This is a genomic window from Leucobacter alluvii, from assembly GCF_039530485.1.
GTDB classification, from domain to species: Bacteria; Actinomycetota; Actinomycetes; order Actinomycetales; family Microbacteriaceae; genus Leucobacter; species Leucobacter alluvii.
The window spans coordinates 1-1,298 of sequence record NZ_BAAAOP010000014.1; the positions used below are offsets into that span (position 1 = coordinate 1).

The following is a 1,298-nucleotide window of genomic DNA, read 5'->3' on the forward strand; positions in this document are numbered from 1 at the left end:
GGTGACAGACGCGCCCGCTGATGCGGTGGCTGATGCGGTGGCGGATGCGAGTCTGTCGCTTGGGCAGGTCGTGAATCTGCTCGAGCAGATGGAGTATCGGCAGCGCGCCCTCGACGCGTTCAGGTACGAGCTCATGGCGGTCGCGGTGCAGATGGCGACCGGTGCCGCGCGTTCCGGCTCCGCGCCCGCCAGCGAGAACGAGCTCGCCTACCGCTCGGTGCGGGCGGAGCTCGCGACCGCGTTGAACGTGAGCGAGCGCGCGGCGGAAGCCCAGATGGGCGCGGCGTGGTCGCTGCGATACGACTACGGGATGACGCATCAGATTCTCGCCGCTGGCGAGATCTCGGCCGCGCACGCGCGCGTGATCGCGGATGCCGGGCGACGTCTCGGCGTCGGGGCTGCTCCCGAAGTCGTCGCGAGGCGGGAGGCGTATCAGGCGGAGGTGCTCGAGTACGCGCGTCGGGAGTCGGTGAACCGGCTTCGTCCGATCGCGCGCAGGATCGCCGAGCAGTACGCCGGTGACACCCTCGACGAGCGGCACTACAAGGAGGCGCGCAGGCGTCGAGTAGTCGTGCAGGAGCGCGAGGACGGGATGTCCGATCTGCTGGCGTATCTGCCCACCGCAGAGGCGTACGCGATACACGACCGGTTGACTCGGATCGCCCGCGAAGTCGAGCGCAGCGAGCGGGCTGAGTCGGCCGAGCGGGCTGGGTCGGACGAGCGGGCTGGACTGCATGAGCGTGACGGGGGCGCCGAGCGGGGCCAGCGGGCGGCGGCGGAATCTTCGGCGCGACGCTCGCGCGATGAGATTCGGGCCGACGCATTCGCCGAACTTCTCCTCGGCTCAGACGCGAGCGCTGTGACCTCGTGTGCGAGCAGCGAAGCGATACGGGCTCAGGTGCAGGTCATCGTGCCCGTCACGGCACTCGCCCCCTCCCGCCGGAGCGCTGCTCCTGTGGCAGAGCTCGTCGGGGCGGGGCCGATCCCGCTCGCCTCTGCCAGGAACCTCGCAGCGGCGACGCCGGTGTGGGAACGGGTGACGGTGGATGCGGAATCGGGTTCGGTGCTCCAAGTCGATCGCTACCGTCCGAGCGAAGCGATGAAGCGCCGACTCGGGGCACGCGATCAGCACTGCCGGTTCCCGGGGTGCCGTGTGCCGGTCGCGCGGTGCGATCTCGACCACACCGTCGACGCGGCCTTCGGCGGCCCGACCTCGACGGCGAACCTCGCGCACCTGTGCCGTGGCCATCACGTGCTCAAGCACCACTCCGAATGGGCCGTACGCCAGAAGAACGATG

1 protein-coding gene is annotated in these 1,298 nt (G+C 70.1%); it reads left to right on the top strand.

The features are described from left to right. Positions 1 to 25: 25 nt before the first annotated feature. The coding region (locus ABFX18_RS14180; RefSeq protein WP_346058687.1) for an HNH endonuclease signature motif containing protein at positions 26 to 1,298 on the top strand (1,273 nt) is incomplete at its 3' end.